20 protein-coding genes are annotated in these 25,027 nt (G+C 68.7%); 7 read left to right on the top strand and 13 right to left on the bottom strand.

What is annotated here, in order from left to right:
* Window positions 1-12: 12 nt before the first annotated feature.
* The gene (locus tag AB3X10_RS06720; RefSeq protein WP_369980150.1) at window positions 13-1,371 is read right to left on the bottom strand and encodes an NTP/NDP exchange transporter; all 1,359 of its coding nucleotides are present in this window, start codon (window positions 1,369-1,371) and stop codon (window positions 13-15) included.
* A 123-nt stretch (window positions 1,372-1,494) separates the two neighbouring features.
* On the opposite strand from AB3X10_RS06720, the gene AB3X10_RS06715 reads away from it, so the two are divergent.
* The gene (locus tag AB3X10_RS06715; protein ID WP_369980148.1) at window positions 1,495-3,093 is read left to right on the top strand and encodes a GMC family oxidoreductase; all 1,599 of its coding nucleotides are present in this window, start codon (window positions 1,495-1,497) and stop codon (window positions 3,091-3,093) included.
* A 36-nt stretch (window positions 3,094-3,129) separates the two neighbouring features.
* Here the strand turns inward: AB3X10_RS06715 and AB3X10_RS06710 are convergent, their stop codons facing one another.
* Entirely contained in the window at window positions 3,130-4,023 is an 894-nt protein-coding gene (locus AB3X10_RS06710) for a DMT family transporter (protein WP_369980146.1), read from the bottom strand.
* Window positions 4,024-4,339: 316 nt separating this feature from the next.
* Here AB3X10_RS06710 and AB3X10_RS06705 point away from each other — a divergent pair, with 316 nt between their 5' ends.
* A complete protein-coding gene (locus AB3X10_RS06705) occupies window positions 4,340-5,692 on the top strand; it encodes a serine hydrolase domain-containing protein (protein ID WP_369980144.1) in 1,353 nt (450 codons plus the stop codon).
* 1,008 nt (window positions 5,693-6,700) lie between these two features.
* Here AB3X10_RS06705 and AB3X10_RS06700 read toward each other — a convergent pair.
* From AB3X10_RS06700 to nudE, 10 genes are all read right to left on the bottom strand, one after another.
* Window positions 6,701-7,144, bottom strand: coding sequence for a histone H1-like repetitive region-containing protein (locus AB3X10_RS06700; RefSeq protein ID WP_145702052.1), 444 nt, complete (start codon window positions 7,142-7,144; stop codon window positions 6,701-6,703).
* A 1,303-nt stretch (window positions 7,145-8,447) separates the two neighbouring features.
* Window positions 8,448-8,843, bottom strand: coding sequence for a glycine cleavage system protein GcvH (gene gcvH, locus AB3X10_RS06695; protein WP_369980141.1), 396 nt, complete (start codon window positions 8,841-8,843; stop codon window positions 8,448-8,450).
* A 99-nt stretch (window positions 8,844-8,942) separates the two neighbouring features.
* Complete coding sequence (gcvT, locus tag AB3X10_RS06690; protein WP_369980139.1) at window positions 8,943-10,049, bottom strand: glycine cleavage system aminomethyltransferase GcvT; 1,107 nt, start codon at window positions 10,047-10,049, stop codon at window positions 8,943-8,945.
* 328 nt (window positions 10,050-10,377) lie between these two features.
* A complete protein-coding gene (locus tag AB3X10_RS06685) occupies window positions 10,378-10,809 on the bottom strand; it encodes an NfeD family protein (protein ID WP_369980137.1) in 432 nt (143 codons plus the stop codon).
* Between the two features lie 3 nt (window positions 10,810-10,812).
* Window positions 10,813-11,781 (bottom strand): SPFH domain-containing protein, encoded by a 969-nt coding sequence (locus AB3X10_RS06680; RefSeq protein WP_369980135.1) that lies wholly within the window; start codon window positions 11,779-11,781, stop codon window positions 10,813-10,815.
* 67 nt (window positions 11,782-11,848) lie between these two features.
* Window positions 11,849-12,151, bottom strand: coding sequence for an Mpo1-like protein (locus AB3X10_RS06675; RefSeq protein WP_369980133.1), 303 nt, complete (start codon window positions 12,149-12,151; stop codon window positions 11,849-11,851).
* Between the two features lie 148 nt (window positions 12,152-12,299).
* On the bottom strand, window positions 12,300-12,623 hold the full coding sequence (locus AB3X10_RS06670; RefSeq protein ID WP_369980131.1) for a YnfA family protein: 324 nt from the start codon (window positions 12,621-12,623) through the stop codon (window positions 12,300-12,302).
* Complete coding sequence (gene mazG, locus AB3X10_RS06665; RefSeq protein WP_369981692.1) at window positions 12,620-13,399, bottom strand: nucleoside triphosphate pyrophosphohydrolase; 780 nt, start codon at window positions 13,397-13,399, stop codon at window positions 12,620-12,622. Before mazG ends, AB3X10_RS06670 begins: the two co-directional genes overlap by 4 nt.
* 277 nt (window positions 13,400-13,676) lie before the next feature.
* Window positions 13,677-14,477: a 3'(2'),5'-bisphosphate nucleotidase CysQ gene (gene cysQ / locus AB3X10_RS06660; protein ID WP_369980129.1), complete on the bottom strand. Its 801-nt coding sequence runs from the start codon at window positions 14,475-14,477 to the stop codon at window positions 13,677-13,679.
* Window positions 14,474-15,028 (bottom strand): ADP compounds hydrolase NudE, encoded by a 555-nt coding sequence (gene nudE / locus AB3X10_RS06655; RefSeq protein ID WP_369980127.1) that lies wholly within the window; start codon window positions 15,026-15,028, stop codon window positions 14,474-14,476. The genes cysQ and nudE overlap by 4 nt, the downstream gene beginning before the upstream one ends.
* Before the next feature lie 74 nt (window positions 15,029-15,102).
* On the opposite strand from nudE, the gene bioA reads away from it, so the two are divergent.
* From bioA to AB3X10_RS06640, 3 genes are all read left to right on the top strand, one after another.
* Window positions 15,103-16,494 carry an adenosylmethionine--8-amino-7-oxononanoate transaminase gene (gene bioA / locus AB3X10_RS06650; protein WP_369980125.1) on the top strand — a complete coding sequence of 464 codons (1,392 nt, stop codon included), beginning with the start codon at window positions 15,103-15,105 and terminating at the stop codon, window positions 16,492-16,494.
* Window positions 16,485-17,216, top strand: coding sequence for a 16S rRNA (uracil(1498)-N(3))-methyltransferase (locus tag AB3X10_RS06645; RefSeq protein ID WP_369980123.1), 732 nt, complete (start codon window positions 16,485-16,487; stop codon window positions 17,214-17,216). The genes bioA and AB3X10_RS06645 overlap by 10 nt, the downstream gene beginning before the upstream one ends.
* 484 nt (window positions 17,217-17,700) lie before the next feature.
* Window positions 17,701-20,322 carry a TonB-dependent receptor gene (locus tag AB3X10_RS06640; protein ID WP_369980121.1) on the top strand — a complete coding sequence of 874 codons (2,622 nt, stop codon included), beginning with the start codon at window positions 17,701-17,703 and terminating at the stop codon, window positions 20,320-20,322.
* A 78-nt stretch (window positions 20,323-20,400) separates the two neighbouring features.
* On the opposite strand, the gene AB3X10_RS06635 is transcribed toward AB3X10_RS06640, so the two are convergent.
* Window positions 20,401-21,417 carry a glucokinase family protein gene (locus AB3X10_RS06635; protein ID WP_369980119.1) on the bottom strand — a complete coding sequence of 339 codons (1,017 nt, stop codon included), beginning with the start codon at window positions 21,415-21,417 and terminating at the stop codon, window positions 20,401-20,403.
* Window positions 21,418-21,826: 409 nt separating this feature from the next.
* Between AB3X10_RS06635 and AB3X10_RS06630 the strand changes: the two genes are divergently transcribed.
* Together AB3X10_RS06630 and AB3X10_RS06625 are read left to right on the top strand one after the other, a co-directional pair.
* Window positions 21,827-22,024 carry a hypothetical protein gene (locus tag AB3X10_RS06630; protein WP_369980117.1) on the top strand — a complete coding sequence of 66 codons (198 nt, stop codon included), beginning with the start codon at window positions 21,827-21,829 and terminating at the stop codon, window positions 22,022-22,024.
* 209 nt (window positions 22,025-22,233) lie between these two features.
* Window positions 22,234-24,882: a TonB-dependent receptor gene (locus tag AB3X10_RS06625; RefSeq protein WP_369980115.1), complete on the top strand. Its 2,649-nt coding sequence runs from the start codon at window positions 22,234-22,236 to the stop codon at window positions 24,880-24,882.
* Window positions 24,883-25,027: the final 145 nt, after the last annotated feature.

Below are 25,027 nucleotides of genomic sequence, written 5' to 3'. Positions count from 1 at the left end.
GCCGGCGCGGGCTCAGCGCGTCGGCGTCGTCTCCGCCGCGGGCGCGGCGCTTTCGGCCGCACGCGCCAGGCGCCAGCCGATGACGCCGGAGAGCGTCGCCGCCAGCGCCGCCAGCGCGGCGAAACCGGGCACGCCCATGCCCAGCGCGCGCAGGCCGTTCATCGCCGAGGCCACGGCCACGTCGCCGGCACGCCACACCGCCGTATCCACCGCGTTCTTGCCCTGGTAGCGCAGTTGCCGCGGCACGCGCGTGTACAGCGATTCGCGCGCCGGGCCGACCATGCCGTAGGTCAGCGAACGGGTGATGACCAGCGGCAGCACCACCCATGGCACGATCCACACCGCCAGCGCATAGGGATCGGGCGACAGCGCGGTGGCCACCAGCGTGCCCACGCTGATCAGCGCCCACAGCGCGATCACCGCGCCGGCGCCCTTCTTCATCAACAGCCAGCGGGTGACGGTGATCTGCACGGCGACCTGCAGCACGTTGGTCAGCGTGTCGATGTTGGCGGCGAACTGGGTGCGCTCGACCGCGTTGTGGAAGGTGGCGCCGGAATAATCGGTCATCAGCGCATAGCCGACCGTGCCGATGCAATCGCCCAGCAGCATCAGCAATGCCATGCCGCGCATGAACGGATTGGCCAGGATCTGCTTGAGGCCGTCGAACATGCCGCCGCCGACCGCGGCCTCGTGGCCGGCATCGTGGCGGCGTGCGCCATGCACCCGCGCCCAGCGCCCGAGCAGGATCACGCACGCCAGCGCCACGCCGAGCAGCGCCGCCGACACCACCAGCAGCGGCGCCACGCCGATCACCCCGACCAACCCGCGGGTCAGCAGCGGCCCGGCCACCGCGCCGGCGGTGCCGCCCAGGCCGATCAGCGGGAACAGCCGACGCGCCTGTTCGTTGCTCCAGATGTCGGCCATGAAGCTCCAGAACACCGACACCACGAACAGGTTGAACACGCTGACCCAGACGAAGAACACGATGCCCAGCGCGCGCGGGCTGAGCCCGCCCTGGCCGCTGAACAGCGGCACGAAGCCGAGCAGGCACAGCGCGAAGAACACGTACACCGCCGGCACCACGATCCGCCGCGGCCAGCGCGCCGCCATCCACGCGAACAGCGGGGTCAGCAGCAAGGTGGCGACGAAGGTGGCCATGAAGAACCAGGGCAGCTGGGTCGAGCCGACCGCCGCCGACAGCTGCTCGCGCACCGGCCGGATCACGTAGTACGCCGACAGCACGCAGAAGAAGTAGACGAAGGACAGCAGCACCGCGCGCAGCTCGCCGGTCTGGACGCGCTTGTTTTCCGCTTGCATCGGCCTGCCATTCGCCGTGTGGTTGCGCGCACGGTAGCCGATGCACTGCAACATCGCCAGCGCCGCCCCCGCACGCGGACCCAGGCCTGCCGCGGCGCACGCATGCGGCGGCGCGCGCCGAGCATATGCTCTATCCACGGCGACTAGCGTCGGCGCCACGAACGGGGGGAACGGCGGGTGTACGACTACATCATCATCGGCGCAGGCTCGGCGGGCTGCGTGCTGGCCAACCGGCTCAGCGAGGATCGCGATTGCAAGGTGCTGCTGATCGAGGCCGGGCCGCGCGACCGCAATCCCTTCATCCACATGCCGGCGGGCCTGGCGCGGCTGACCGGCAACCGCCGCATCAACTGGAATTACCTGACCGCGCCGGAGCCGGCCTTGAACGATCGGCGCCTGTGGTGGCCGCGCGGCAAGGTGCTGGGCGGCTCCAGTTCGATCAACGCGATGTGCTACGTGCGCGGCGTGCCCGCCGACTACGACGACTGGGCGACCGACGGCGCCGAGGGCTGGGACTGGCGCGGCGTGCTGCCGTATTTCCGGCGCAGCGAACGCAACAGCCGCGGCGGCGATGCGCTGCACGGCGGCGACGGGCCGCTGCACGTGTCCGACCTGCGCTATCACAACCCGCTGTCCGACGTGTTCATCGCCGCCGGACAGCAGGCCGGCTTCGCCCACAACCGCGATTTCAACGGCCCGCAGCAGCAGGGCGTGGGCCTGTACCAGGTCACCCAGAAGGACGGCGCGCGCTGCTCGGCGGCGGTCGCCTACCTGGCGCCGGCGCTGGCGCGCGCCAACCTGCAGGTGGTCACCGATGCGCTGGTGCTGCGCCTGCTGCTCGAAGGCGAGCGCGTGGTCGGCGTGGCCTACGCGCAGCGCGGCGCCGAAGTGCAGGCGCGGGCCGCGCGCGAGGTGCTGCTCAGCGCCGGCGCGGTGAACTCGCCGCAGCTGCTGATGCTCTCGGGCATCGGTCCGGCCGACGAACTGCAGCGCCACGGCATCGCGGTGCGCCTGGACCAGCCGCAGATCGGCGCCAACCTGCAGGACCACCTGGACGTGTGCACGCTGTACCGCACCCGCCCCGGCGTCAGCTACGACCGCCGCAACCAGCTGAAGATCGCCTTCGACTATTTCCTGCGCGGCCACCGCGGCGCCGGCAGCAGCAACATCGCCGAGGCCGGCGGCTTCATCCGCTCGCCGCTGGCGCCGGACGCGCGCGCCGACATCCAGCTGCATTTCGTGCCGGCGATGCTCGACGACCACGGCCGCAACCGGCTGCCCGGCGACGGCTTCACCCTGCATGCCTGCCACCTGCAGCCGCGCAGCCGCGGCCGCCTGGCGCTCAACGATGCCGACCCGCGCACGCCGGCGCGGATCCAGGCGAACTATCTCAGCGATCCCGACGGCTTCGATCTGCGCATGCTGGTGGAATGCGCGCGCCTGGCGCGGCGCATCCTGCAGCAGCCGGCGTTCGACCCCTGGCGCGCCGCGCCGCTGCTGCCGGCGCGCGAGGACCTGGACGACGCCGGCCTGGCCGCCTACATCCGCGCCAAGGCCGAGACCATCTACCACCCGATCGGCACCTGCCGGATGGGCAGCGATGCGCAGGCAGTGGTCGATCCGCAGCTGCGCCTGCGCGGGCTGCAGGGCCTGCGCGTGGTCGATGCGTCGGTGATGCCGCGCCTGGTCAGCGGCAACACCAACGGCCCGACGATGATGATCGCCGAACGCGCCGCCGACCTGATCCGCGGCCATCGCGTGCTGCGCGACGGCTGAGCCGCGGCCGGCGCAGCGGCACGCGCCGGCCGCGCGTCAGCGCGCGCGCCCGGCCAGCCACACGCCCAGCGCCGCCAGCGCGAAACCGCACAGCTTCAGCGCGGTCAGGTGCTCGCCGAGCAGCACGTGGCCGAACACCGCGGTCACCGGCGGCATCAGGAAGAACAGGCTCGCCACCCGGGTGGCGGCGCCGCGCCGCAACAGCAGGAACAGCAGCGCGAAGCCGCCGATCGAGTTGACCACGACCAGCCACGCCATCGCCGCGGCGAAGCCGACGCCGGGCTGGAAACGGAAGCCTTCCCACGCCGCCAGCGGCAGCAGCACCAGCGTCGCCGCCGCGTTCTGCACCGCCAGCCCCACGCGCAGGTCGAGCTGCGCGGCATGCCGCTTCTGGTACAGGGTGCCGGCGGCGATGCCGAACAGGCCCACCAGCAACGCCAGCCAGCCGCCCCAGGGCGTGGCGCCGTCGATGCGGTCGGCCGCGACCGTGGCGACGCCGGCGAAGCCCAGTGCCATGCCCAGCCATTGCGCCGCGCGCAGGCGTTCGCCGCCCCACCACGGGCTGGCCCAGGCCACCAGCAACGGCATCGCCCCGATCACCAGCGCGGCCACGCCGGAGCCGGTGCCCAGCGCGAATGCGGCGTACACCCCGCCGAACTGCAAGGCCAGCATCAGCACCCCGGCCACGGCGCTGCGCGCCAGTTCCTGCCGCGGCAGCGCCTTCAGGCGCGAGGGACCGGCGGCCAGCGCGAAGCACAGCGCGGTCAGGCCGAAGCGCCACAGCAGCGCGGTGAACGGCGCGGCATGCGCCACCACCTGCTTGCCGGCGATATAGCCGGTACACCAGACCAGCACGAAGGCCAGCCCCAGCCAGGTCGCGGCGGCAGGCGCCGCGCGGGCGGGGATCGGGGCGAGATCGGGATCGGGCATGCGCCATGATCCCGCAGCGGCGCAGCGCCGTCACCGCATCGGCCGGCGGCGGCGTGGCCGAAGGCCGCCCGCGCAGGCTTCGGCACACCGGTTGCATGCATCTGCACGACCGCCGCGCGCTTGCGGCACCGGCATGCGGACAGCGCATCGCCGGCCTTGCCGGCCCGGCAAAATCACCAGCAGGATCAAGACGATGCCCATTCATCTTCTCCCGGTTTGTGCAATCGCGAAAAGCGGCGCTAGAATCGGTCTCGGCAGCACCTCACAGGCCACACGCGCGATGAAACAGAACAGCAGGCACCGGCTCCTTCGACCGGTGGCAACCGGGTTGCTCGGGGCATTGCTGCCCTTTGCGATGTCCTCCACCGCGCAGACGCCGGCGCCTTCGCAGCCGTTGCCGCCGCCGATCTACACCGAGGCGACGCGCTACACCTCGCCGACCCAACCGCTGCCGTATCGCGCCTCGCTGCCGGACAGCAAGGTGCTGCCGCTGGCCAGGGACTTCGACGTCGCCAGCCTGGAAGCGATGGCCGAGCAGCTCACCTACGGCGAGCGCGTGCCCGGCCTGGCGGTGGCGATCGTCCACAACGGCCAGGTGATCAGCGCGCGCGGCTACGGCGTCACCGACGTCAACCGCCCCGAGCCGGTCGATGCGCACACCGTGTTCCGCCTGGCCTCGCTGTCCAAGGCCTTCGCCGGCACCATGGCCGGCCTGCTGGTCAACGACGGCACCCTGCGCTGGGACAGCAAGGTCACCGACTACGTACCCGGCTTCCAGCTCAGCGACCCGGTCGCCACCCGCCAGTTGAACGTGGCCGACCTGCTCAGCCATCGCGTGGGCCTGACCTACAACGCCTACGACCGCGACGTGGAGTCCAACGCCGACTACTACACGCTCAGCCACAAGCTCGCCTACGCCCCGCTCAAGTGCGCGCCGGGCGAGTGCTACGCCTACCAGAACGTCGCCTTCAGCCTGATCGGCGACGTGGTGTTCGCCGCCTCCGGCAGCTTCTACGAGCAGTCGGTGGAACGCCGCATCTTCAAGCCGCTGGGCATGAACGACGCCAGCATGGGCCTGGCCGGCATCCAGGCCAGCCCGCGCTGGGCGCGTCCGCACGTGCGCAGCCGCAACGGCTGGGTGTCGCTGATGCCCAAGCCCACCTACTACCGGCTGGCCCCGGCGGCCGGCGTCAACGCCAGCATCAGCGACATGGCGCAATGGCTGATCGCGCAGACCGGGCACCGTCCGGACGTGCTGCCGGCGCCGCTGCTGGCGACCCTGCATGCGCCGCTGATCCTCACCCCCGGCGAAATGCGCTCGGGCTGGCGCCGCGAGCGGGTCAACTCGGCCAGCTACGCGCTGGGCTGGCGCATCTTCGATTATTCGGGCCACCAGGTGGTGTTCCATGCCGGCGCGGTGCAGGGCTATCGCGGCCTGGTCGCGCTGGTGCCGGAACGCGACCTGGGCGTGGCGATCCTGTGGAACGGCGAGAGCGGCCTGCCCTCCGGCCTGCTGCCGACCATCCTGGACCGCGCGATCGGCCTGCCGGCGCAGCGCTGGCTGGACGTGGACACCGACTTCGGCGGCGACAACATGATGGCCGAGCGTCCGGACCCGAAGGACAAGAAGGGCGCCTCCGCGTCCAAGTCGGTCGCCTCGCCGCACTGAGGCGGGGTGGTCCCCTGGCGATTCGACGGAAGGCGGCGCAAGCCGCCTTTCTGTTGTCTGCGCGCTGCCTTCGCGAGACCTGCCCTGCAGGCGGCTCCATCGCGACAAGCGCTGGCAGCGCCATGCAAGCCGGCGACTGCGCTCGATCCGACGTTGACGAAACCCCGGGGGCATACGGTCGCGGCTGAAGCCGCTCCTACCGGGGAGCAGCGCGCGCTAGCGGCATCGACACCGCCCGCGCGGAAGCGCTGCTTGAAGCCGCTGGCCGAAACGCCCTGGCCGAATCGGCCGTCGTCCAGCACCGCCAGCGTCCGCCGGATCAGCCGAATATTCGCGCAGACGTCCCATCGAGCGAACGAAGCCCCTCTCCCGTCGGGATAGGGATTGGGGTGAGGGTCCGGGCGAAGCCTCGCGGCAAGAGGTTGCGGTGAGGGTCCAGGCGAAGCCCCGCGGCAAGAGGTTGCGGTGAAGGTCCGAGCGAAACCTCGCAGCAAGAGGTTGGGGTGAGGGTCCGGGCGAAGCCTCGCGGCAAGAGGTTGGGGTGAGAGTCCGGGCGAAGCCTCACGGCAATTAAGTGCGCATGGCGATGCACGTCGCCTCTGCACATGACGCGTCGCTGCGCGCGCACCCTCGTCCGGTGCTGTACGCCACCCCGCCCCGAAAAGGGGGCCATGGTCGCGGTGGGAGAAGGACGATCCGCAAACCGAGCGGAGTCGGCGACCACGTCGTCTGCGCCAGCGAGGCGGGCGCTTGGCGAACGCGCAGCGGCAGCAGCTGGCATTGCGGGTTGGAGATTCGGACGGATCCGGCACGCGCGAGGCGGCGGTAGAAGGCGATGGCGGCGGCAGCGCTACCGGGATGCCAGCCAGCGTAAAGGCGGCGCATCGGCACATCGGCGCCATGACGAACGGGTTGGCGCGGCGAGGGCGACAGACCGCCCATAAAAAAGCTCCCTCCCCGCTGGGCACCGGGGAGAGAGCTTAGGTACGGCTATCGGGATGGATCAGATCAGATCAGCGGCGCGGGCGTTGCCGGCAGCGCGACCGGAGCGGCCTTCTTCTTGCGAGCGGCCGGCTTCTTCTTCGCGACGGCCTTCTTGGCGACGGCCTTCTTCGCGGCCGGCTTCTTGGCAGCCGACTTCTTCACGGCCTTCTTCGCCGTGGCCTTCTTCGCGGTCTTCTTTACCGCCTTCTTCGGGGCGGCCTTCTTGACGGTCTTCTTGGCGGCTGCCTTCTTCGCAGTCTTCTTTACCGCCTTCTTCGCGGTGGTCTTCTTGGCGGTGGCCTTCTTGATGGCCTTCTTCACCTTGGCGACCTTCTTGGCGACTTTCTTGGCGACCTTCTTGACCGCCTTCTTTACCGAGACCTTCTTCGCTGCCGGCTTCTTGGCGGCAGTCTTCTTGACCGCTTTCTTAGCGGCCGGCTTCTTTTTCGCAGCTTTTTTCGTGGCCATGGGATGGCTCCTCGTCAGTGAACTATGGATTGAAAACGCCCAGTTAAAGCAAACCCGCGGCGATGGTCCGCCTGCAGGATCCGCCGGCGCGCGCTGCGGGCCGGGTCGGATACAGAAACACCCGTATCGAAGCTCGATACGGGTGCCGTGCCAGGGGAGACGTTGCGTTTCTCGGAGGGAAGCGACACCTGATCCACCATCATCAGGTTCCTGGTGGATGTCCAAGTTGTGCTTCGCGTTTCAATGTCGATCCGATTCACTCGCTTTCGCAGCAACGTCTGCTGGGCGAAACCTAATCACGGTTTTTTTTACTGTCAACAGTTCTTCGCAATTTTTTTTCAGGCATCGCGTGCCGCGGCGCCGGCGAGCGCCGCGATCGGCACCGCTCGGAGCTCGGCGGCAGCGCCCGCGGAACCCGCGGCGAATCTTCGACGCAAACAAAAACAGCGGTAATTCCCGTGCTTTTTTGCAATAGGCCAACGCGACCGGCGATTCCGCGCGCTGCCGAGGGCGACGCCGGCGGCTGCGCAGCGCGCGCGCGCGAGCCTGTCCGCAAGCTGAAAAAAACTTTTCGCGGCATGCGCCGTTCCGGCATCGCACAAGAGCAAATGCGCAAAACTGCGCAAACTTTTTCGCGCCGTTCGGCGCTTGGCGGCGCACGCATGCGCGCGCTCGCACTGCATCGCGGAGGCGGCGATGTCGCCGCCGCGACGTCCGTCCGCCTCGCGCTCCTCACCATCGCGTCACGCGCATGCGACGGGCGCGTCGCATCGCGTTGCATCGCCACGGCCGCTGCCGACACACGTTCGCATCGGTCGTGGCGGCTGCACGCTGCATGCGCGCAGCGTGCAGCGAACGCGTCCGCACCGGAGCGGGCATGGCGCCACGCTCGCGGCGACGCCCGGCCCGCGCCAAGCGCTGCTGCCACTCGGCAGGCGCTTGCGCGCATGCCGCTCGATTGCGATGCGCATCACCATCGCCGCCAAAAATCCGACGCGGCGTTCGCGCCGCATCCGCATGGCCATGCGCCGCCGCCCTGCACCGGGGCGCGCGGCGCATGCGCATCGAAGCCTGCGCCGCGATGCGCATGCAGACGCGCATGCCGCGAGCACTGTCCGCCGTCCGCGGCATGCCCCACCGTCGCTATCCGCCGCCGCCCATGCCACCCATGCCGCCGTTCCATCGCCTCGCCGGAGCGCGCCGCGTTCCGTCGTGCGCCGCCTCGCACCGCGGCGACCCGGCCCCAAACGAAAACCGGCCGCACAAGGCGGCCGGTTCGGCTGTCGCAACGCGGCGGCTCGGCTCAGTGGCCGTCTTCCTCGAGCAGCTCGGCGTAGTCGTCCGGCGTCAGCAGGTCGTTCAACTGTTCCGGCTCGGCGATCTCCAGCACGAAGATCCAGCCTTCGCCGTACGCGTCCTCGTTGATCGTCTCCGGCTTGTCGCTGAGCGCGGCGTTGACCTCGACCACCTTGCCGCTGAGCGGGCTGTACACGTCCGATGCGGCCTTGACCGACTCGACCACGGCCACGCCGTTGCCGGCGACGACGTCGTCGCCGACGTTGGGCAGCTCGACGTAGACCAGGTCGCCGAGCAGGCCCTGGGCGTGATCGGAGATGCCGACGGTGACGCGTCCGTTGCCTTCGACGCGCGCCCATTCATGGGACTTGAGGAATTTGAGGTCGCCAGGGATCTCGCTCATGCTGCTGCTCCGGAAGAGGACGATGTCGGGGATGGACGGCTAGTGTAGCGAACCGGATGCTCCGGGAAGAAGCGCCGGCGCATCGCGGCGATCGGCGGCTCAGTCGAGCACGCCGGGCTGGACCTGGCCTTCGCGCACGAACGGGAACTTGACCACCCGCACCGGCACGTCCTTGCCGCGGATGTCCACCCGCACCGCGCCCGGCTCGCCGGCCGGCACGCGCGCGAACGCGATCGCCTTGCCCAGCGTCGGCGAGAACGTGCCGGACAGGATCTCGCCCTCGCCCTGCGCGGTCAGCACCTTCTGGCCGTGGCGCAGCACGCCCTTCTCGTCCATCACCAGGCCGATCATCTGCCGCGGCGCGCCGTTGGCCTTCTGCGTCTCCAGCACGTCGCGGCCGACGAACACGCGGCCCTCGTCCAGCGCCACGGTCCAGGCCAGCGCGGCCTCGTACGGCGACACGCTGTCGTCCATGTCCTGCCCGTACAGGTTCATGCCGGCCTCCAGGCGCAGCGTATCGCGCGCGCCCAGCCCGGCCGGCTTGACCCCCGCCTGCAGCAGCGCATTCCAGAACGCCACCGCCTGCTCCTGCGGCAGCACGATCTCGAAGCCGTCCTCGCCGGTGTAGCCGGTACGCGCGACGAACAGCGGCACGCCGTCGGCCGAGGTCGCCTCGAACGCGGCGAAGCGGCCCAGCTTCTGCACCGCGGCGCGATCGTCCTCGCGCAGCAGGCCGATCGCCTTGGCGCGCGCGTTGGGACCCTGCACCGCGATCATCGCGAAGTCCTCGCGCTCGCGCACCTCCACCGCGAACGCCTGCGCCTGCTCGCCGATCCAGGCCAGGTCCTTGCTGCGCGTGGCGGCGTTGACCACCAGGCGGAAGAACGTGTCGGACATGTAATAGACGATCAGGTCGTCGATCACCCCGCCCTGCGGGTTGAGCATGCAGGTGTACAGCGCCTTGCCCGGCAGCTTCAGCTTGTCCACCGAGTTGGCCAGCAGGCGGCGCAGGAACGCGCGCACCTGCGCGCCGTGCAGGTCGACCACGGTCATGTGGCTGACGTCGAACATGCCCGCGTCGCGGCGCACCTGGTGGTGCTCGTCGATCTGCGAGCCGTAGTGGATCGGCATGTCCCAGCCGCCGAAGTCGACCATCTTGGCGCCGAGGGCGCGATGGCTGTCGTTGAGGATGGTCTTTTGGGTCATGGCACGGGTCCGTGGGTAAAGTCGCCCATTATCGCCGGCCGTGCGGGGGAGAAGGAATGGGACTTTCGGGACTCGGGACTCGGGACTCGGGACTCGGGATTCGGGATTCGGGATTCGGGATTCGGGATTCGGGATTCGGGATTCGGGATGCTGCCTCGAGGCACATCGCTGTCAAGCGACTTGACGAAGAAAGTGTCGATCTTCTTAGAGAAAAGAAGCGGCTTTTTTGCACTCCCGGCCCAGCCGTTTTTCTGTAGGAGGGCCGCCATCCCCAGCGCTTGCGAAATCCCAATCCCCAATCCCGCATCCCCAATCCCGGCCTAAAGCCTCACTCCGCCTGCACCAGCAACGTCATCCCGTCCACCCCGACGATGCGCACCGCGCTGCCGGCCGGCAGGTCGGGGCCGCCGACCACCCAGAACGCGTCGTCGACCTTGGCGCGGCCGCGGCCGGCCTGGATCGGCTGGTCCAGGGTCACCACCCGGCCGATCAGCTGCTCGGCGCGGCGGTTGAGCAACGGCCGGTCGCTGACCCGGTCGCGGCCGCGGAACCAGGTGCGGTACACCTGGATCGAGACGAAGCTGAGCACCACGAAGGCGCCGATCTGCCACAGCAGGCCGATGTCAGGGATCAGCAGCACGGCGACGAACACCACCGCGGCGGCGAAGCCCATCCACAGCATGAATGCGCCCGGCGCCAGCGCCTCGGCCGCGAACAGCAGCAAGGTCAGCGCGCCCCACGCCACCACCTCGGCGCGCATGGCTCAGAGCCCGCTGCGCGGCGGCATGCCGCGCGGCACCGCCGGCGGCGCGGCCTGCTGCTTGCCCAGCGCCTCGCGCGCCAGTTCGGCGATGCCGGCGATCGAGCCGATGATGCCGCTGGACTCCATCGGCATCAGCACGAACTTCTGGTTCGGCGCGGTGGCCAGTTCCTTGAACGCTTCCACGTACTTCTGCGCGACGAAGTAGTTGATCGCCTGCACGTCGCCCTCGGCGATCGCCTTGGACACCATCGCCGTCGCCCGCGCCTCGGCCTCGGCCAGGCGCTCGCGCGCCTCGGCGTCGCGGAACGCGGCTTCCTTGCGGCCCTCGGCCTCCAGCACCGCGGCCTGCTTCTCGCCCTCGGCGCGCAGGATCTCCGACTGCCGCGAACCCTCCGCCTCGAGGATCTGCGCGCGCTTCTCGCGCTCGGCCTTCATCTGCCGCGCCATCGAATCGATCAGGTCGCGCGGCGGCTGGATGTCGCGGATCTCGATGCGGGTGACCTTGATGCCCCAGGGATTGGTCGCATGGTCGACCACGCTGAGCAGCTGCGCGTTGATCGTCTCGCGCTGGCTCAGCGATTCGTCCAGGTCCATCGAGCCGATCACGGTGCGGATGTTGGTCTGCACCAGGGCGATGGTGGCGATTTCCAGGTTGGACACTTCATAGGCGGCCTTGGCCGCGTCCAGCACCTGGAAGAACACCACCCCGTCCACGCGCACCACCGCGTTGTCCTTGGTGATGACGTCCTGGCTGGGCACGTCCAGCACCTGCTCCATCATGTTGACCTTGCGGCCCACGCCGTAGACCACTGGGATCAGGAAGTGCAGGCCGGGCGACAAGGTATGGGTGTAGCGGCCGAAGCGCTCCACTGTCCACTGGAACCCCTGCGGCACCATGCGCACGGTCTTGAACAGGACGATCACGCCCGCGACCAGGATCACCAGCGCGAGGAAATAGGTGGACGGCATCAGGTTGCTCCATTAACCAAGGGATGACTACGCCGCGAGTATAGCGAGCGCCGGCACGCCGCCAGCGCTACCAGCGGATGCGCCCGAGCAGCATGTCCTTGAACATCACCCAGTCGCCGACGAAGGAGTACAGCGGGTGGCGAAAGGTCGCCGGGCGGTTCTTCTCGAAGAAGAAATGCCCGGCCCAGGCGCAGCCGTAGCCGCACAGCGGCGCCGCCCACAGCCAGCGCGGCTGGCCGCTGCAGATCGCCAGCAGCAGCGACAGCAGGACCGCGACGCTGCCGACGAAATGCAGCCGCCGCGACAGCCGATGCCGGTGCTCGCTCAGGTAGAACGGATAGAACGCGCGGAAACTGGCGAAGCGACGCATGCGATGGCCCTCCCAGGCAGCGCAGGCGCACAGCATACGCCGCCGCGCGGGCGCCTACATTAAAGAGGATGGACGCGCAGACGCGGATCCGGCGCGCCGGACGTACTGCAAGGAGCCACCGCCTCCGAGCGGCGCCCCGGCGCGCCGCTCAGCCCTGCCGCGGCGCGAACATGATCACCGCCATGCCCAGCAGGCACAGGCCGGCGCCGAGCAGGTCCCAGCGCGTGGGCCGGATCGATTGCACCGCCCACAGCCACAGCAGCGCCACCGCGATGTAGACGCCGCCGTACGCGGCGTAGACGCGGCCGCTGGCCTCCGGATGCAGGCTCAACAACCACACGAACGCGGCCAGGCTGGCGCCCGCCGGCAGCAGCAGCCACGCGCTGCGCTGCTCGCGCAGCCACAGGTACGGCAGGTAGCAGCCGACGATCTCGGCCACCGCGGTCAGCACGAACAGCAGCAGCGTCTTCACTGCGCCGCGTCGCGTTCCTGGCGCTTGGCGCGCTGCCAGTAGGCTTCCTGCTGGTCCAGCGACAGGCCGTCCAGCGCGCCGCCGTCGTGCTGCGCCAGCTGCTCCATCGCGCGGAAGCGGCGTTCGAATTTCTGGTTGGCATGGCGCAGCGCGGCACCGACATCGACCTGGGCGTGGCGCGCGAGGTTCGCGCAGACGAACAGCAGGTCGCCGATCTCGTCCTGCAGCCGCGCCTGATTGTCCTGCACCACGCCGCGCGCGAACTCCGCACGCACCTCCTCCAGTTCTTCCTGCAGCTTGTCCAGCACCGGCCCCGGCTGCGGCCAGTCGAAGCCGACCCGCGCCGCGCGCGCCTGCAGCTTCACCGCACGCTGCCATTCCGGCAGGCCGCGGGCGATCCCGGCCAGCGCCGAGCCGTCGGTCTTGCCGGCCGCCGCACGTTCGTTGCGCTTGATCTCTTCCCATTTCAGGGTCTGCTGCTCGGCATCGGCGACCTGGCTGTCGCCGAACACGTGCGGATGCCGGCGCACCATCTTGTCGCAGATCGCGGCCACCACGTCGTCGAAGCCGAAGGCGCCCTGCTCGCGCGCCATCTGCGCATGGAACACCACCTGCAGCAGCAGGTCGCCGAGTTCGTCCTTCAGCTCGCCCAGGTCGTTGCGGTCGATCGCGTCGGCCACCTCGTACGCCTCCTCGATCGTGTAGGCGGCGATGCTGGCGAAATCCTGCTCTAGGTCCCAGGGGCAGCCGTGCTCGCGATCGCGCAGGCGCGCCATGATCTCGAGCAGGGCGGGAAGGTCGTAGCGGGCTGCGGTCACGAGCGGGTTCCGATGCGACGGCAACGGCGCCGCCTGTCCGCTAGTTTGGCAGAGCGGCCCGCGTGGCGGGCGATGCAGGCCGTGCGGGAACGCGCCGCGGCGCAGACGGCTCACGCAGCGCTCGGCAGCCCAGTCCCGCAGTTCCGCTGCCGCGCACGACCGCGCCGAAACGCGGCGCAGCGGCGTCAGCGGCGGCGTCCAGGCAGCCGCCGGTGCCGGCGGCGGCGGTCGCGCATCAGCCCAACCAGCTGCGCCACGGCAGCGCCGGGTCGCCCAGCGCGATGAAATCGCCGTTGAGCAGCGATGCGCGCCGGTTGTAGCGGAACGGCTTGCCGGTATCGGCGGCGAGCAGCGTGCCGCCGGCGGCCTGCAGCACGCACTGGCCGGCCGCGGTGTCCCATTCGGAGGTCGGGCCGAAGCGCGGGTACACGTCCAGCTCGCCGTCGGCGATGCGGCAGAACTTCAGCGACGAGCCCTGCGCGATCACTTCGGTCTCGCCCATGCGCTGCAGCAGCGCGTCGGTGCGCGGATCGCGGTGCGAGCGGCTGGCCGCCACCCGCAGCGGCGCGGTGGCCGGCCTGCGCGTGTTCAGCGCGGTGTCGCGGAAACCGTCGCGGCGGTACGCCTGCTCGCCGCGCACCGCGTGCCACAGGCGGCCGTCGACCGGCGCCTGGACCACGCCGAACACCGGCGCGCCCTGGTGGATCAGCGCGATGTTGACGCTGAACTCGCCGTTGCGCTTGACGAACTCGCGGGTGCCGTCGAGCGGGTCCACCAGCCAGTAGCTGGTCCAGTGCTCGCGTACCTCCCACGGAATCTGCGCCGATTCCTCGGACAGCACCGGCAGGTCCGGGGTCAGCCGCTCCAGGCCCTCGACGATGATCCGGTGCGCGGCCAGGTCGGCCTGGGTCAGCGGGCTGGCGTCGGCCTTGTGCTCGACTTCGAAGCCGGTGGCGTAGACCGCCATGATCGCCGCGGCGGCGTCGATGGCGATGGCGATGACGGTTTCACGCAGGTCTGCGGTGATGCGGATCATCCGGCACGACCCAGCCACTCGCGGGCGATGAACAGCGCCGCCAGCGAACGCCCTTCGGAAAAATCCTCGCGCAACATCAATTGATCCAGTTCAGCCAGTTTCCAGGGCACCACTTCAAGTTCCTCCGGCTCGTCGCCGGCCAGTTTTTCGGGATAGAGGTCTTGCGCCAGCACCAGCCACGACTGGTGGCTCATGTAGGTGGGCGCCAGGGTCATCGCGCGCAGCACCTGCAGCTGCCGCGCGCCGTAGCCGGCCTCTTCCTTGAGTTCGCGGTCGGCCGCCTGCAGCGGCGTCTCGCCCGCGTCGATCCGGCCCTTGACCAGGCCCAGTTCGTAGCGGTGCACGCCGGCGGCGTACTCGCGCACCAGCAGCACGGTCTGCGCGTCCAGCATCGGCACCACCACCACCGCGCCGTGGCCCGGGGACTTGAGCCGGTGGAACACGCGCCGTTCGCCGTTGCTGAACTCCAGGTCCAGCTCCTCGACCCTGCGCTCCATCGCGGACTCGCCGCGCTCGCGCAAGGCATGGATGATCGGCAACGGACGGCTCACGCCGGCACCCCGCGGCGCTGCGCAGCGTCGGCCGATAGAATGCACGGAGCGAAGAACCTGTTCATGAGCGCGAAATGCTAACAGACCTGACCGCATCACAGACTGCCGGCGCCTGGCGGCAACGCGACCTGGCGGTGTTGTGGCACCCGTGCACGCAGATGCGCGAGCACCCGGACACCCTGCCGCTGCTGCCGATCGCCCGCGGCGAGGGCGCCTGGCTGATCGACCACGAGGGCAACCGCTACCTGGATGCGGTGAGCAGCTGGTGGACCAATCTGTTCGGCCACAGCGAGCCGCGCATCGCCGCGGCCATCGCCGCGCAGGCCACCCAGCTGGAACAGGTGATGCTGGCCGGCTTCAGCCACGCGCCAGCGGTGGAGCTGGCCGAGCAGCTGCTGGCGCTGGCGCCGCGCCAGGACGGGCGCGCGCCGCTGGCCAAGGTGTTCTACGCCGACAACGGCTCGGCCGGGGTCGAAGTGGCGCTGAAGATGGCCTTCCACTACTTCCACAACCGCGGCGAGACCCGCCGCACCCGCTTCGTGGCGCTGGAGAACGGCTACCACGGCGAGACCATCGGCGCGCTGGCGGTCGGCGACATCCCGTTGTACCGGCGGGTGTACGCGCCGCTGCTGTGCGAAGCGCTGTTCGCGCCCTCGCCCGATGCCTACCTGGCCGCGCCGGGGCAGACCGCCCGGCAGCGCGCCGATGCCGCCGCCGATGCGCTGGCCGACCTGTTCGACCGCCATCCGGGCGAGATCTGCGCGGTGATCCTGGAACCGCGCCTGCAGTGCGCCGGCGGCATGCGCATGCACGATCCGGCCTACCTGCGCCGCGCGCGCGAACTGTGCGACGCCAACGGCGCGTTCCTGATCGCCGACGAGATCGCCACCGGCTTCGGCCGCACCGGCACCCTGTTCGCCTGCGAACAGGCCGGGGTGATGCCGGACCTGCTGTGCCTGTCCAAGGGCCTGACCGGCGGCTTCCTGCCGCTGTCGGCGGTGCTGGCCACGCAACACTTATATGACGCCTTCCTCGACGACAGCCGCGAGCGCGCCTTCCTGCATTCGCACAGCTACACCGGCAACCCGCTGGCCTGCGCCGCCGCGCTGGCCTGCCTGCGGATCTTCCGCGAGGACGACGTGATCGCGCGCAACCGCAGCACCGCCGAGACCATGCGCGCGCTGTCGGCGCCGTTCAACGACCATCCGCACGTGGCCGACGTGCGCCAGGCCGGGATGGTGGTGGCGTTCGAGCTGACCCGCGACGGCGACAGGCGCACCCCGTTCGCCGCGTCCGCGCGGGTCGGCCTGCATGCCTATCGCGCCGCGCTGCAGCGCGGCGTGGTGCTGCGCCCGCTGGGCGACGTGCTGTACTGGATGCCGCCGTACTGCGTGGACGATGCGCAGCTGACCCTGCTCGCCGAGACCACCCTGGCCGCGATCGACGAGGCCGTCGCATGCGCCTGACCCGCTGCCATGTCGAGCTGCCGCTGCGCGAAGGCGACGACCTGGTCCTGCCCGAGGACGTCGCCGGGCACCTGCTGCGCGTGCTGCGGCTGCGCGAGGGCGACCGCTGCGTGCTGTTCAACGGCGACGGCTGCGACTACGACGCCGAGCTGCGGCAGGCCGGCAAGCGCGGCGCCAGCGCGCGCATCGGCGCGGCGCGGCCGGCGCACAACGAATCGCCGCTGGCGATCACCCTGCTGCAGGGCGTGGCGCGCGGCGAGAAGATGGACCTGATCCTGCAGAAGGCGACCGAACTGGGCGTGGCCGCGATCGTGCCGGTGTGGGCCGAACGCACCGAGGTGAAGCTGGATGCGGCGCGCGTGGACAAGCGCGTGGCGCACTGGCGCAGCGTCGTCGTCGCGGCCTGCGAGCAGTCCGGCCGCGCGCGCGTGCCCAGCCTGGCCGCGCCGCTGGCGCTGGCCGATGCCGCGGCGGCCGTGGCCGGCGAACAACTCAAGCTCACCCTCGATCCGCAGGGCGAACACCGGCTGCGCACGTTGCAGATCGCCGGCAACGCCGCGACGATCGCGATCGGCCCGGAGGGCGGCTGGTCGCCGCGCGATCGTGCCGCACTGCAGGCCGCAGGCTTCGCCGGCCTGCGCCTGGGCCCGCGCATCCTGCGCACCGAAACCGCCGGGCTGGCCGCGATCGCGGCGTTGCAGGCGCATGGCGGCGACCTGTGAACCGGCGCACGCAATCGCGTAGACATCGATGACCGCAGGCCGCCACGGCTGCGCCGCCGAAGCTGCGCGAATCGTCGATTTCCCCTGTAAAACAGCGTTTTTCTTAGCGATTCTTTAACTGCAATCCGCGTTGACAACGAAAGACAGGCGCGACACAGTCAGCGCTCCTGAGCCACCGCGCGGGGTGCATCCGGTTTGAACCGGCGCAAGCAACGACGCCTGCGATCGCCGCAAGATCGCCCGTCCGCACGACTCATCCCTGCGACGCCGCGCGCGCCATCTGCCGCCGCCGTCGCGACGCACGGCGCACGCCTGTCGCCACGGCGCACTGGCGCTTGGCGCTTGCAGCCTCCGCCGCCTGGCGGCATGCATCCGTCCCCGACATTCCAATTCGTTCGCCGCGCCGCATCCGGGCCGGCGGCGTCACTTGCGCGCCCCGACGGCGCGCCTTTCGCGCTCTGCGCGCTTTTCGGAGACCGTCCGCTTGAACAGCATCCGCCTCGCTCCATTGGCCTTCGCCGTCGCCGGCATTCTGGCCGCTCCCGCCAGCGTCCTCGCCCAGCAAGCTCCCGTGCAACAGGGCGACGCCGCGCCACCGCCGCCCGCCACCGACGCCACTGATGCCGCCGCCAGCGCCCAGGCCTCGCCGGCGGTGCAGGAACTGGATGCAGTGAAGGTCACCGGCTACCGCGCCAGCCTGCAGAAATCACTCAACATCAAGCGCAATGCCGACGCCATCGTCGATGCGATCTCGGCCGAGGACGTCGGCAAGTTTCCGGCGGCGAACGTCGCCGAATCGCTGTCGCACCTTCCCGGGGTCAGCGTCGATCGCCAGTTCGGCGAAGGCGAGAAGGTCTCGATCCTGGGCACCGACCCGGCCCTGAACCGGGTCCTGCTCAACGGCCAGAGCATCGCCTCTACCAGTTGGGGCGGCGATCCGAACAACCCGGACAGCCGCTCGTTCAACTATTCGCTGCTGGCGCCGGAAGTGATCGGCAGCGCCGAGGTGTACAAGAGCCCGCAGGCCAGCATCGACGAAGGCAGCCTCGGCGGCACCGTGATCCTGCACACGCGCAAGCCGCTGGAACTGGAGCGGAACCTGCTGACCGGCAGCGTCAGCTACGGCTACAACGACCGCTCCGAGGACGGCAAGCCCAACGCCTCGCTGCTGTACAACTGGAAGAACGACGCCGGCACGCTCGGCGTGCTCGGTTCGGTGATGCATTCGGAACGCTCGCTGCGCCGCGACGGCGTGGAGATCTTCGGTTACAGCGATATCCAGGGCGCCGGCTTTCCCGACACGGTGGCCGCCGGCAAGCAGAGCGTCTACCCGACCGCGATCAACAGCGCGCTGTTCACCCAGACCCGCAAGCGCGATGGCGTCACCGGTTCGCTGCAATGGAAGCCCAACGACGCCTTCGAGCTGACCTACACCGGCCTGTACGTGGAGGAGACGTTCGACAACGTCAACCAGAGCCGCTACGCCAACTTCGTCCCCGCCAACGCCACCGCGCTGGACGTGGTCGACGGCGTCGCCACCTCCGGCGCCTACAGCGACAACGCCGAGACCATCCTCGATTCGTACGTGCGCAACACCACGGTCAAGACCAGCAGCAACACCCTGCGCGGCGACTGGCATGGCGACGGCTGGAACGTCTCCGGCCAGGTCGGTGCGACCCGCTCGGCCGGCGGCGCCGACCGCATCTACGGCCTCACCTTCCGCGGCAACGGCGCCTACGACTACGCCATCGACCATCGCAACGTCGGCGTCGACTACGCGGTGCCGCCGTCCGCGCTGGACACGATGTCGGTGCTCGGCGCCACCGTCAATCGCTACCCGAACCTGGACAAGGAGCGCTACGCGCAGCTGGATTTCGACCACGACGTGGCCTGGGGACCGATCACCAAGCTGCGCCTGGGGGTCAAGGCCACGCGCCACAGCACCTCGCAGGACATGTACTACGACAGCTTCCCGGCCGATCCTGGCACCACGCTGGCCTCGGTCTACGGCGGCAGCACGCCCGGCGGCTACCTGGACGGCCTGTCGGTCAGCGACGACATGCGTCGCTGGCCGCGGCAGAGCCCGGGCGCGCTGGTCGACTACGTCAGCGGCCTGCCCGGCAGCGACACCCTCGCCCCCAGCTACGGCAGCACCTTCGACGTGGTCGAGCGCAACCGCGCCGCCTACCTGCAGGCGGATTTTTCCGGCTACAACTACCGCGGCAACATCGGCGTGCGCTACGTCAACACGCGCGACGCGATCGGCGGCTACCAGTACGACGGCAGCGCCTATGCGCCGGTGCGCTACAACAAGTCCTACGGCGAGTGGCTGCCGTCGCTGAATTTCGCCTACGATCTGTCCGATGCGCTGATCCTGCGCGTGGCCGCGGCCAAGGTGATCGCACGTCCGCGCTACGCCGACCTCACCCCGTACGTCAACGCCGACGACAACAAGCTCACCGCCAGCAGCGGCAACCCGGCATTGGACCCGTATCGCTCCACCAACTACGGCGCCTCGCTGGAATGGTATTTCGCGCCCAACAGCGTGCTGGCCGGGGAACTGTTCTACCGCGACATCTCCAACTACATCCTGCAGACCCTGGTGCAGCAGCCGTTGCATAACAACACCTACGACCGCGAGGACATCTACGAGGTGACGCTGCCGCAGAATTCCGGCGCGGCCAAGGTCAAGGGCGTGTCGCTGAGCTACCAGAAGGAACTGGGCGGCGGCTTCGGCGTCGCCGCCAACTACACCTACTCCAAGGCCGATACCCAGGGCGACTACAACCTGCCCTACAACTCCAAGAACAGCTACAACCTCAGCCCCTATTTCGAGAAGGGGCCATGGGAGGCGCGGCTGACCCTGGGCTGGCGTTCGGCCTACTTCACCCAGATCGGACGCCTCGGCGCGAACCAGATGACCGATGCCTTCACCCAGCTCGATGCATCGGTGTCCTATGCGATCACCGACAAGGTCAAGCTGCAGCTGGAAGGCACCAATCTGCTCGACGAGACCTACTACAGCTACGTGGGCCAGGAGAGCCAGCCCTACTATCTATACAAGAACGGGCGCGGCTACATGCTCAGCGTGCACTTCACGCTGTAGCCGCGACAACGGCGGCGGCCGCGCAGGCCGCCGCGGAGTCCGGTGGCGGCATCGCGCCGCCAACCGGGCGAACCCGTATCAGCGTTGCTGCTGCAGGAACCAGTTCGCCGCGCCGATCACGCCGAGCTGGCCGTGCTCCACCAGCTTGACCGGAATCTGCTCCAGCGCCGGCCGCATCGCGCCCTTGTTCAGATAGCGCTCGACGAAGCTGCTCGCGGCCAGGAACTGGCCGATCTGCGGCAGGAAGCCGCCGGCCAGGTAGATTCCGCTCTGGATGCCGTACAGCAAGGCCATGTCGCCGACCATGCTGCCGAGAAGGCCGCAGAACACCGACAGGCTTTCGTGCGCGAGCGCGTCGTCGCCCGCCAGCGCCGCCGCGGTGACCGCGCTGGGCGCCGCATGCACCGGCACTGCGCCGCGCAATGCGCACAGCGCTCCATATAGATTGAGCAGACCCGGGCCGGACAGCAGATGCTCCACCGGCACGTAGTCCTTGCCGTTGAGCACGTGCCGCACCAGGTCCATCTCCAGCGCGGTGCAGGCGGTCAGCGCGGCATGCCCGGCTTCGGTCGCCAGCACCACCGCACCGTCGCCGGTGGGGATCCACACCGCCGCACCGAGCCCGGTGCCCGGGCCGATGATCAACGCCGGCCCGTTCTGCGCGCTGCGCGGACCGGTCAGGTGCAGCACTTCGCTGGCCCCCATGTAGCTGGCGGCGTATGCCACCGCTTCGAAGTCGTTGACCAGATGCAGCGCGCTCAGGCCGAGCCGCTCGCGGATGTCCGGCGGCGACAGCTTCCACGGCAAGTTGGTGGTGATGACGCTGCCGTCCTCCAGCGCATAGCCGGCGCTGGCGATGACGCCGCGGGTGACCGGCGCGCCATCCACCTCGGCCAGGAACTCGCCGATGATCTCGGCCAGGCCCGGATAGTCGGCGCAGCGATACTTGCGATAGTCGAGCACGGTGACCGGATGGGCGAGATCGCCATCCTCGCGCATCAGCCCGATGCGGACATGCGTGCCGCCGACATCAGCGGCGATGAAGGGTTCGGCGCGCGGAGATGCCGCCACCATTGGGGAACTGCTTGCGGACACGCTTTCTCCCTGAGGGACGCCGGGAACGGACTATACGCTGAGTGTTAAGCACACTTGACAACGTTGTCAAATATATATGTAGACAGCCCCTGCACGCACGAAAAAACCTCGCCACCCGCCTCGTTCCGGCATCGTCCGCCGGCAAGATCCGGCGCCCGCTTCAGGGCAGGCCATTGTCGCAGGAGAGGCGCCACGCCGCGGCACGCAAGCGCCCCAACCGGCACTTGCCAATCCCGCCACTTTGCGACGCACGCCGCATTTTAAAGGCATTAATTCTTCGCGCGGGCAAACCAAGCATTTTTTTGACCACACCGCGCACCACATGTCAAGCAAAACATAAAAATTCCGTTGACATCGCTGTCATGCGGATTACATTCAATCCACCGCATGTTCAGGGGATGGGCAACGCATGTTAGGCCAACTCGACACGACCATCGCCGCCGCCGGCATCCCTTGCGCCCAGGGAACCGGCAGCAGCGTCGATCGCATGCCGCTGTCGGTGCGCGCCAGCCACCGCTCGCATTCCATCCGGCAGACGCACGCGGCGACACCGCACCCCGGCGACGCGCTTTCGGGCCAGGCCATGCGCGGTCCGGCCGCCGCTTAGGACACAGGAAACAGGGAACGTCCGGCGACATCGGTGCCGCCGGACGGCGATCACCACGTCAGCCTACGGACGACAGGCACCGAACCACTTGCTGAGCGGATATCCCGCTTTGTTGCTCCTGCGCTTGTACAGCCCGGGCGGCGGCCCTGTGCACCGGCCTTTCGGTGGCCGCCGCGTGCCCGCGTCACCACTTATAAGGTTTCCCGCCAATGAAAAGCCGCAACACCACACTCGCCCTCAGCATCATGGCCACCTTGCACCTGTCCGCAAACGCCGCCGCACAGACCATCCCGACCGACGACGCGACGGCCAGCGCCGACAGCGACTCGCAAAGCGGCAAGCAAACGGTACAGCAGCTGGACACCATCAACGTCACCGGCTACCGCGCCTCGCTGGAGAAGAGCCAGGCGGTCAAGCGCTCGGCCAACGCCATCGTCGATGCGATCAGCGCCGAGGACATCGGCAAGTTCCCGGACACCAACGCCGCCGAATCGCTGTCGCACCTGCCCGGCATCAGCGTCGACCGCCAGTTCGGCGAAGGCGAGAAGGTCAGCATCAACGGCACCGATCCGGCGCTCAACCGCGTGCTGATCAATGGCCAGACCATCGCCTCGGGCGACTGGGGCGGCAATCCGACCGACACCAGCGGCCGCACCTTCAACTACACCCTGCTGTCGCCGGAGATCATCGGCCTGATGCAGGTGTACAAGTCGCCCGAAGCGCGTATCGACGAAGGCTCGATCGGCGGCACCGTGATCATCAATACGCGCAAGCCGCTGGAGCTGCCCAAGAACGCCATCCGCGGCTCGCTCGGCTACTCCTACAACGATCGTTCCGGCAAGGCCAATCCACGCGGCTCGGCCCTGTGGAGCTGGAAGAACGACGACGAAACCTTCGGTTTCCTGGTCGCCGCCACCCACGACAAGGAGGAGATCGATCGCGCCGGCATCGAGTTCTTCGGCTACACCACCGGCGCGAGCATTCCCGACACCGCCAGCATCAGCGGCAGCGGCGATGTCTCCACCGCCAAGGTCCCGTCCGGCATCAACAGCTCCTATTTCGAACAGACTCGCCAGCGCGACGGCGTGCAAGCCGCGCTGCAGTGGAAGCCGAACGAGCAGAACGAATTCAACCTGACCGGCGTCTACATCCGCGGCGTGTACAACAACTACAGCCAGTCGCGCTATGTGTGTCCGGGCTGCAACAACGACCTGGCCAAAGTCACCTCGGCCACGGTGGACAACGGCTACATCACGTCCGCCTCGGTCTCCGACGATACCGGCAACGGCCAGCCGTATGCGCAGCTGGACACCAACTACCGCAAGACCACGGTCACCACCAAGAGCCTGAACCTGCGCCACGACTTCTACGGCGAGAACTGGGTGCTGACCTCTCAAGCGGGCACCACCAGCGCGCGCGGCGGCAAGGATCCGGAGTACCTGATGAAGTTCCTGCTGCAGGACGGCGGCTACGACTTCTCCTACGACGGCAGCAACACCGCGGTCAACTACGACGACAACAGCGCCAGCAACTGGGGCCTGAAAGAAGGCCAACAGGCCGGCGGCATCTACTACTCGGTCAGCCACGACAAGGAGAAGTACTTCCAGTTCGATGCCACCCGCGACGTGAGTTGGGGCCCGATCACGCAACTGCTGGTCGGCGCCAAGTACATCGACCACGACAACAGCAATTCGGCATGGGGCAGCTCGCTGTACGCCACCTCGGACATCTCGCTCACCGACTTCGGCCTGACCAGCACGCCCAGCGGGCTGTACGACGGGCTGGGCGCCAGCGGCGACCTGGTCAGCTGGTCCAGCGCCAGCCTGAATTCGGTGATCGCCTACCTGAAGTCGCTCGGCGACCAAGGCCACAACTACTACGACTACGGCTCCTCGTTCGACGTCAAGGAAATCACCAAGGACGCCTACGTCCAGGCCAATTACGAGTGGGGCAAGCTGCGCGGCAACGTCGGCGTGCGCGTGGCCGACACCACCGACAAGTCCACCTATTGGAAAAGCTACGACGGCGGCAGCACCTATACCCAGGAAACCACCAGCAACAGCTATTTCAAGCCGCTGCCCAGCTTCAACCTGGCCTATGAGCTGACCGACGATTCGGTGGTGCGGTTCTCGGCGGCGAAGGTGATCGCGCGTCCGCGCTACGGCGACCTGGCCGGCTCGATTTCGCTCAGCGAGAGCAGCAGCCAAAACTACACCGCCAGCGGCGGCAACCCGGACCTCAAGCCGTACGAGTCCACCAACTACGACCTGGCCGCGGAGTGGTATTTCAACCCGAGCAGCATGCTGGGCATGGAGGTGTTCTACCGCGACATCGGCACCTACATCATCACCACCACCACCGAGCAGGACCTGAAGGATGCGTCGGGCACGACGCACACCTACTCGGTCAGCTCCCCGATCAACGCCGCCAACGCGACCGTCACCGGCATTTCGGCGATGTACCAGCAGAGCTTCGGCCTGGGCTTCGGCCTGCAGGCGAACTACACCTACGCCACCGCCGACACCAGCAATGGCCTGAACATGCCGTACCTGTCGCGCGATACCTACAACGTGATCCCGTACTGGGAACATGGACCGTGGATGGTGCGGGTCAACTACAGCTGGCGCTCGGAGTACTTCACCCAGATCGGCCGCCTGAACTCCACCTACTTTGCCGACGCCTACAAGGAGCTGGACCTGTCGGCGTCGTACAACGTGAACAAGTGGCTGAGCATCAACTTCAGCGCCAGCAACCTGCTGGACTCGACCTATTATTGGTACAACAAGGTCAAGTACGCACCGATCGGCGAGTACAAGAACGGCCGCTCCTACCAGGCGACACTGAACTTCAAGTTCTAAGCCCGCGCCAGCGCAATCCCATCAAAAGCCCCCGTCCACCGACGGGGGCTTTTTCGTGGGCGCGCCCCTGCCGGCGTTGACGCCAATGCCCACCGGCTTCGCGCGGCGGCTCCGTCCGCGCAACGACATGCGTCCGCAAAGCCAG

It is taken from the genome of Xanthomonas sp. DAR 80977 (assembly GCF_041240605.1).
Lineage (GTDB): Bacteria > Pseudomonadota > Gammaproteobacteria > Xanthomonadales > Xanthomonadaceae > Xanthomonas_A > Xanthomonas_A bundabergensis.
The sequence above is the reverse complement of the archived record's forward strand: the minus strand, read 5'-3'. Positions and strand labels throughout refer to the sequence as shown.